Source organism: Corynebacterium sp. HMSC059E07 (assembly GCF_001814395.1).
Classification (GTDB): Bacteria; Actinomycetota; Actinomycetes; order Mycobacteriales; family Mycobacteriaceae; genus Corynebacterium; species Corynebacterium hesseae.
Genome location: NZ_KV816337.1, coordinates 61,899 through 69,926 on the forward strand (window position 1 = coordinate 61,899; position 8,028 = coordinate 69,926).

Genomic DNA, 8,028 nt, shown 5'->3' on the forward strand with positions numbered 1-8,028 from the left:
CGAATCGTGCGTAAGGCCTAATCTCCGGCCTCTTGACCTAGCAGTCCAAACTACCTAGATATACCTAGACCAGTCATGCATGTCTAAGTGCGCTTGAATTGCTCGAGCTTTAAACTTTATTCTCTTTTTCTCTAGAGGGTTATCGGCATACTGGAGTAATTCTTCAGCTGCTTCGCGTGCTTGATCGGAAGTAAGCACCATTTCAATAGGAGTACTCTGGCTCCCCGCGAGATACAAGTAGATAAAGCGCGTTCCGTCAGGAGTCTTTCCAACGCCTACGAAATAGTCTTCCCCTTCATCCGTTATTTTAGTTACGCTAAACCCTGACGGTAGATTACCGGCGTTCCCTAGAAAAGGCGCCACCAAAGACCGCAAAGCATCTGCGATTTCAGGCACGCCAACTTTTTCACCAACTATTCTTTCCACAAGATGCTCAGAAGCATCTGCGTCAACTTTTCCAAGCAGGGGACCTACCGCCAGGTTCAGCCTGAGAAACAACCAGCAAGCCGCCCAGCCAGTCCGCTTGTTACCATCGAAAAGACTTTGCGTGGTGCAGAAAGAATGCAGAAGTGCTGCAGCTTTATCCCAAGCGGTTGGAAACGCGTCTCTCCCGAGAACAGTAGTCGCCGGTCGGTTTACATTTGCTTTAAACTGATTGGAATCACGGATTTGCAGAGGGGACCCACAAGCCAATTCCCCGACGATTAGGACTTCCTCTTCGTTGGGATAAATGGTCAAGCTAGACGGCGGTTAAGTTCCGCGGACCAATTGGCAATCTCCCGCCCTAAGTACTCAACGTAGCGGCGACGGTCTTCCTCATCCATATCTTGGACCTGAGTTACAGAAGTATTAATGTGGTCAGGTTTTGAAACGGTCGACTTTGTCAATTTAATCCCTCCTTCGCCCTTCAGTAGTCAGCACCTGCTTATTTCAGAGATTAGCACTCGTCGGAGAATTTGCGTAGAGGAAGTCATCACCCCTCCTTTCCCAGGAGGACACGTACACCTGAAGCGTCTTTCACCTAGCAGTGAGACTCTTCTTAAGGACAACCGAATTGTGTGCGAATGTCTAGAGGCCACCTCAACGCTCTCCACTTGCTGCGCCTGTCCCGCACACCTATCAGAATCAAGGCTTGACTGTTAAAGCACGCACTCCATCTCTGCGCCTAGGAGGCCCTCCAAAAAGCTCTGGAGCCTTCGCGGCTCCAGGCGACAACGTTCCGGTAGCCGGCTCGTCGTGCGATTATTCTAAGCAATACATCGCCATGCCTACAAGGCTCTTAGCCGCTCACCGTCCGATAAACTAGTTCCGACGCACAAGGAACACCCACCATGACTGAACAGAAACGCCTCCAAGCACTTGAAACTCGCGTTAGTGAATTGGAGTCCCAGGTAGCCCAATTACTGCAGGCCCTCGGTCATGCTCCTTCGCGGCCTAGTGCTGCAGGCACACCGCCGCCGAGTGTTCACTCTGATAAACGCTCACCGGAAGAGAAGATTGCGCTCTTCATGGATTACTTCACGGGGAGAACAGATGTCTACGCAGTGGCCAAGAATACTGCGGGAAAGAAGGCTTGGTACCCGGCTAGCAATGGCTACTATGACCGAAGAAATCCCGACCTAAAGCCCCTGACGCCAAAGGTGATTGAAGGACATTTGCGTCGGGACAACCGCTTTCATGTTGGCCTTTATCCGCTGTGTACAGATGACAGTTGCCGGCTGTTGGTTTGCGATTTTGATTATGAAGACTTCAAGCAAGCCGCCCGCGCCTACGCAGAGGAATGCAAGGACCACGGCCTCGATCCTCTTATCGAGGTTTCACGATCAGGGAACGGAGCTCACGTTTGGCTCTTCTTCGACGAGCCCATTCCCGCCAGCCTCGCTCGTTCAGTTGGCATCGGGCTTCTTGCCAAGGCTAGCCCGGATTCCTACTTCTCCAGTTTCGATCGGTTCTTTCCATCTCAAGACACACTGCCGGCGAAAGGCCGTGGTTTCGGCAATCTGATTGCCCTCCCATTAGCAGGCCACCATCGATCCGAAGGCACAACCATCTTTGTCGACAGTGATTTTCATCCTTTGCCAGACCAATTCGAGGCTTTGGCAAGAACGAAGAAGGCGACGCTTTCCGAGCTCAAGAGAATCTACGCTGCGCTTCAGCCTGATCCCGAGACGTCCCTTCCTCAGGCACCCACCCGCGCAGAACTAAAGAAGCTCAAGGCCTCCGGAAAAGTCCACGTCACGCACGATTCACACGTCCACGTCGATTTATCAGGCATCGACGCCACCACTCGTACAGCCCTGCGGCACCTAGGCGCTATTGCCAACCCGCAGTTTTATATAAAGCAGGCCCAGCGTTTCTCCACTTTCGGTACTCCACGGCTCATCGTACGTTTTGATGAAAAGGACCAAGTCCTCACGCTCGACCGCGGCACGCTCGATGACGTCGTCGACATCTTGAAGACTGCCGGATATACCGTCACACGCCGCGGCCGTACGCCCAAGCCCCGGCGCATCGATGCGTCATTCGCCGGTGAACTACGCCCCTACCAGCAGTCCGCCGTCAAACAGGTGCTCAAACATAAGTCTGGAATGCTCGTTGCTCCACCTGGCACTGGAAAGACCGTCATGGCGTGTGCAATCATTGCTCAGCGTTCAGTTCCCACGGCAGTGATAGTTCCGTCGAGGGAGCTGGCTACCCAATGGCGCCAAGCCCTCAAACAGTTTCTCCCGGAGGTTCAGATCGGGCAATATTCAGGTGCCAAGAAAAAGCTCAGCGGCGTGGTGGACATTGTCACTGCCCAATCCATCAGCCGTAATGATTCCAAGACTGATTTTCTCTCCAGCTATGGCCACATCATCGTTGACGAATGCCACCGAGTCGGCGCCGCGGGTTTAACCAACGTCCTCGCACACCTCAACGTTCGCTTTATGCTCGGAATGACCGCGACACCGTACCGCTCCGATGGCCTCGATAAGCTGCTTCCTCTCATTTGCGGCCCTATCCGCCATACCGTCGAGCTCGAACGCCCCGGACGCCGCGATTATGTAGTCCACGACACCGAGTTCACGTACGACTCCCCTTACCTGTTCTGGCCCGACCTTGACACCGCCCTGGCGGCGGATGAGCACCGTAACCGCCTCATCGCCGATGTCATCACACAAGCAGCGCAGGACAAGCACACGGTCCTCGTCCTGGTGAAACGACGCGAACACCTCACTGCCCTCAACACATTGCTTGCCGACGCCCCCTTCCCCGTCCTCCAGCTGCACGGCGGACAGAAGGCAAGCGAGAGGCAAGCCGTCCGTAAACAGCTTGCCACAACACCGCATTTCGTCCTTTTAGCCATGTCCCAGGTGGCTGGCGAAGGCATTGATCTTCCCGCACTCGATACTCTTGTCCTGGCAGCGCCTGTAAGCTTCCGCGGCGTTGTCATTCAACAGGTGGGCCGAGTCACTCGCGATACCGATAACGAAGAGAACCTCTCTGCCACCGTCCACGACTTTGTCGATTCCAACGTCCCTGCCCTAGCCGCAGCCTTCAGAAAGAGAAGCTCGACCATAGCCAAGCAAGGATTCACTCGCATCGGCAGCTAGAGCTCTCCCATACATGATCGTTTGCTACCAGATTAGGGGCCGCACACAACTGAAATCCTCGCTGAACAGCCAGATGAATCGGAGCAACACAGTGACTGGATTTACGTACTAGGCGTTTTCGCAACTTCAATCTTTAAAATTTCAAGCGGGCTCCGATGGCCGCTTGAAGAAATGCCAAAAGAAAGCAAAAGGCCTTTCCCATCGCCCCCTTTTGGAGTCATATACTAGGAATTGCGTTATTCGCTACAGTTCCTCTTCATCTTCCGCCTCAGCATTATCCATGCCAAGATTATTGACGTGCAGGGGATCCGATTCGTTCATTGGAGAATTTCGAACACATTCTCTAATTCCATCGATATGTTCACTGAGACTATCAGTAATCGGCGACCACATCGGATCTAGAATAAAATCTATTCCCGCCCGACGGGCATGTTTTGCCGCTGGGACGAAGTCGCTGTCTCCCGAGATCATGACGATCTGATTGACTTTTCCCTGCTCGGCAAGAGATGCAATGTCCAGCCCAAGCCGCATATCAACTCCTTTTTGAGAAATGCCAAGAACGAAATCCTTTTCCGTCAGATCGTCTACGCCTATGGAACCCCGACATAGTTTCTTGACAGCATCCTCCCTTAGGGTATATCCACCTTGAGTCTCGAGTGGCTCACCTCGCCGCATAGCGACTTTTCGCTTCTTTATGAGGGCTGCGAAGAAGTCGTTGGTCCACTCAAATAAGCTACTTTTCCCGAGATTAACTTGCTTTTGCGTAAGTGGGTGAAACACTACCCGTTGAGACGGCGGACAATCATAGTAGTAAATCCTATAGAGACCAGAACGAGAGGCTCGTATATGTCTATGGCAGTATTTTACAAGTTCATTAGCGCGATCCTCCGCGTTTTTATGACCGAACAACGTTGCTGCACGCTTACGATAAAATCCCCCGTCCACTAGGATAGCAGTGGTAATTTCCCTCAACGGCGGCCGAGAAGCCCTACGATCCTTCTTATCCATAGCCACATTCACCAACCCAGTCCAGTCCCTTTGACTATCTATAGTTATAAGATAACCCCAGTCATCGGCACTCTCCTTATCACTGGAGGGTCAACGGCTGGGGTTGATAGGTTGCAGGCTACCATATGCTGACCGTAACATCAATTTTTCCGGTTACACAGAGGTTTCTCTGAACTCCGGCGGTAAACGTCCAAAAAGCCACTTGTCGATTTGGGGTAGTTGGTACCGCGAGTCTGCGTAGTTGGTACCGGTGTTCCACGTACCCGGTACTGCAAGCGGTTTTCTTTCATAGTTGATGTTGGCGACACCACAATCCGCTGGTGTTGCGTCAACTTCTACTTGGAAGGAGCCGGTCCTTGTGGCTAACTTCAAACAGATCATGTTGCGACCGGCTATTTGGTAGCAGTGTCGTGACTATTCGGTAGCGCTTTAGTGAGTATCTGGTAGCAGCTCGGGGCGCTTCAGGGTGATACTTCCGGTAGTCGCAACATCCGGGTGCGGCGTGTACTGGAAGGAGTCCTGTTATGACGGATTACCGTGCGGTGACGGCGCTGCTGATAGGGAAGCGTTCTTACCGCCAGATTGAAGACCAGCTCGGGTGCTCGCACCGGGCGATTTCACGAGCGAATCATGCATGGACCTGACCACTACCGAGCACGTCACGGCGTTGACAGATGACGAGTTGGCTGAGATATTCGTAGATAAACGTAGTAGCGGGCAGGGCGAGTTCGTTTCGATTGACTTTGATGCAGTTGTCAAAGTACGTACAGGGCGTACGAAGCAAACATTGCAAGTCTTGTGGGCTCGCTATACCAGTACTCCTGCCCAGGCGGGCCAGCGTCACTATATTACGATCGGTTCCGCCAGCTGGTTGCCTCCCATGTCGATGCGGCGGGGCTTACCGCCCGCATTACTCACGCACCAGGGCATACGATGCAGGTGGATTGGGCGGGGTGATGTTTTCATATGTGTAATTTATGCGGCTTATAGAGCCCATTGAGACGTTCTTGGGCAGTACTTTTCGCGTCTCATTTGGCTGTACCTTATCGCTACATCAATTGCTAGAAGTGTTGCCGCTGATCTATAAACCCTGCTGCTGCCTCCTGAAACATGTATCACTGGGGACTTTCGTGACATGGTATTTTTACTTGTATGAATCTGAACCCCATGGCGCGGCTTAAGTCGGCTCAAGCACAGCCGACAATTTCCGTTGAGGATGTTCAACGCGTGCGCCGTCAACGCAGACTCGCGAAAACCGAAGAAGAGTACAGCGATGTACGTTCTCAGATGCGCGATTTAGTTGCCGAGCTTCGTTCAACCCCCGTGCGAAGCCCAAAGACCACGAAAATCGCAGGTATCATCATCCTGGTTGTTGGGCTCATTGTGGGAGCACTGCTCTTCTATGCTGCTTACCTGGTGTGGCCGGGTTTCGTCGAGTATGCGAAGGATCTCTAATGGCTAATAACTCTTCCGAAACCAACGACGAGAACCGTTCAATCTGGCCAGAGGCGTCCCTTTTAATCGGAATGATAGTTGTCTTGCTGGCAATGCTTTTTTATGGCATCGCTCTTATCGTTTTAGCCTCCCTTGTGACCCTTGGGTCGATCGCAGTTGGAGTATTCCTTATACTCCGTTCCTCCGAGAGTGGAGATGCCGCGTTTCGAGCAGTTTCAGGTGAGATTGAGCAGCTTAGCAATGATGCCTCGTTTGATATTGCTGAGGAACTAATCGCCTGGGATAAGCTGAAATACACCAAGGGCATCGGCACAAGAATCGCAGGTCAGGATGATGTCATTGAAGATATGTATCGCCGACTTGCCAATGCCCGCGAGGAGCTGGCCCAGGCTGAGACGCCAGTCCACCGTATAGAAGCCGTTCTTGCCGTCGACTCGGTTCTCGCAATTGCGAAAGAGCTACGTATTTCAGAATAACCTTGGGACTAGGGGGCTCTTTCTGTTGTCCACTCAGGTCATCAAAATGGAGGAACTGGCGACCTGGTTGCAACCTCTTGGGCCGAGTAGGGCTTGCGGAATGTTTCGCCACCGGCAACATAGATACAATGTATCCATGACTCAACCACAAGAGCTCGAGAGTCCGGGATCGAATTTCACCCAGGTGTTGGAAGCTGCAGCGAAGCTTCCTGGGGTGAGAATGGACAGAGCTACTTACCTGCGCCAAGCCCTCAAGCGTTACTGCACTGAGGCGCAAATCGAGGAAGCAATCAATACCAGTCCGGCAGCGGCAGGCATCCCGCTCGAGGTCATCACCGCGATAGCGAACACATCTATTGCCTATGAGACGAGCAAGGTTACTGGCCTCTCGACAATCGCAGGCATCCCTGGCGGCTTGGCGATGGCGGGGACTGTGCCGGCAGATCTTGTGCAGTACATGGGGCATATTCTTCGAATTGTCCAGAAGCTTGCCTATATCTACAGCTGGCCTGATTTATTTGCTGATGATGGCGAAGATGTGGACGAAGCGACCGAGGGCATGTTGGTCCTGTTCGTGGGTGTGATGTTTGGGGTGCAGCTCGCTCAAGGTGGAGTGACGAGAGTTGCAGGCATGGTCGCAGCCAATGTCGCTAGGAAACTCCCACAGAAGGCACTCACCAAGGGAGTGATCTATCCGATCGTGAAAAAGGTTGCGAGCTATCTCGGGGTGAGTATGACTAAAAAAATGTTCGCTAGCGGAGTAGCTAAGGCCATCCCCGTCGCCGGTGCAGTTCTCTCTGGGAGCCTTACTCTGGGGACGTTCTTCCCGATGTCGAAGCGTCTACAAAAGCACCTCGCAAGTTTAGAATTGACCAAGCCAGGACACCGGACGGAAGTGAAAGAATCCTGACGCTGAAATCATGCCTCTGCAGGCCACTGAGAACCGAAGAAAAATTCGGTGTTAGGTAAAGGCTTCCAGAATCCGCCTTCTTAATAACAGCGCAAATAACCCGCCTCAGGCTTACTTATCTTCACACCCGCCACTATCGATTCTGAGCTCGTTCTACTAAGAGGCCAGTGGCAAACCAATGAACCAGAGCCACCAAAGCGTAGACTTCCTTGCCCTGCAAGATTTCCTCTCAAAGAGTTTATTACTTAACTGCCTAACGGTAGGGGAATCGTATATTGCCTACGGCCTGATACATCTATTTCTGAGACGTCCGACGTCTCCGAAGAAGAGTGATTCCGGCTTCTTTCAACGCCCTGGCGACGGTCGGCCGGGAAACGTTGAACTCTTTCATCGCTTCTGCTGAAGTTGGCCAAGTTCCTGTATCTATGAATGTTCTCTCGAAGTAGTTAGCGATGTCTCGTTTGCTAACTCTGCTTTTAACTGCGCGTCGTGAATTTGCACGCTGGAGATTCTTCCTTGCTGTCTGAGCGTATTCCCCGTCTCTGTCGGTTTTCCGGCCCTTCCGGTTTTAGAGTGCGTTGATTTT

General features: G+C 52.4%; 6 protein-coding genes. 4 read left to right on the plus strand and 2 right to left on the minus strand.

What is annotated here, in order from left to right; all coding sequences use genetic code 11:
• Positions 1-54: 54 nt before the first annotated feature.
• Positions 55-738 carry a type II toxin-antitoxin system death-on-curing family toxin gene (locus tag HMPREF2967_RS13045; protein ID WP_118854849.1) on the minus strand — a complete coding sequence of 228 codons (684 nt, stop codon included), beginning with the start codon at positions 736-738 and terminating at the stop codon, positions 55-57.
• A gap of 593 nt (positions 739-1,331) precedes the next feature.
• Here HMPREF2967_RS13045 and HMPREF2967_RS12320 point away from each other — a divergent pair.
• Positions 1,332-3,593 carry a DEAD/DEAH box helicase gene (locus tag HMPREF2967_RS12320; RefSeq protein WP_070686770.1) on the plus strand — a complete coding sequence of 754 codons (2,262 nt, stop codon included), beginning with the start codon at positions 1,332-1,334 and terminating at the stop codon, positions 3,591-3,593.
• A gap of 243 nt (positions 3,594-3,836) precedes the next feature.
• On the opposite strand, the gene HMPREF2967_RS12325 is transcribed toward HMPREF2967_RS12320, so the two are convergent.
• A complete protein-coding gene (locus HMPREF2967_RS12325) occupies positions 3,837-4,601 on the minus strand; it encodes an NYN domain-containing protein (protein ID WP_070686772.1) in 765 nt (254 codons plus the stop codon).
• A 1,152-nt stretch (positions 4,602-5,753) separates the two neighbouring features.
• On the opposite strand from HMPREF2967_RS12325, the gene HMPREF2967_RS12335 reads away from it, so the two are divergent.
• The 3 genes from HMPREF2967_RS12335 to HMPREF2967_RS12345 all read left to right on the plus strand — a co-directional run bounded on the left by HMPREF2967_RS12335 (position 5,754) and on the right by HMPREF2967_RS12345 (position 7,442).
• The gene (locus HMPREF2967_RS12335) at positions 5,754-6,056 is read left to right on the plus strand and encodes a hypothetical protein (RefSeq protein WP_070686777.1); all 303 of its coding nucleotides are present in this window, start codon (positions 5,754-5,756) and stop codon (positions 6,054-6,056) included.
• Positions 6,056-6,532: a hypothetical protein gene (locus HMPREF2967_RS12340; protein WP_070686779.1), complete on the plus strand. Its 477-nt coding sequence runs from the start codon at positions 6,056-6,058 to the stop codon at positions 6,530-6,532. The genes HMPREF2967_RS12335 and HMPREF2967_RS12340 overlap by 1 nt, the downstream gene beginning before the upstream one ends.
• 136 nt (positions 6,533-6,668) lie before the next feature.
• Complete coding sequence (locus tag HMPREF2967_RS12345) at positions 6,669-7,442, plus strand: hypothetical protein (RefSeq protein ID WP_070686781.1); 774 nt, start codon at positions 6,669-6,671, stop codon at positions 7,440-7,442.
• Positions 7,443-8,028 lie beyond the last annotated feature (586 nt).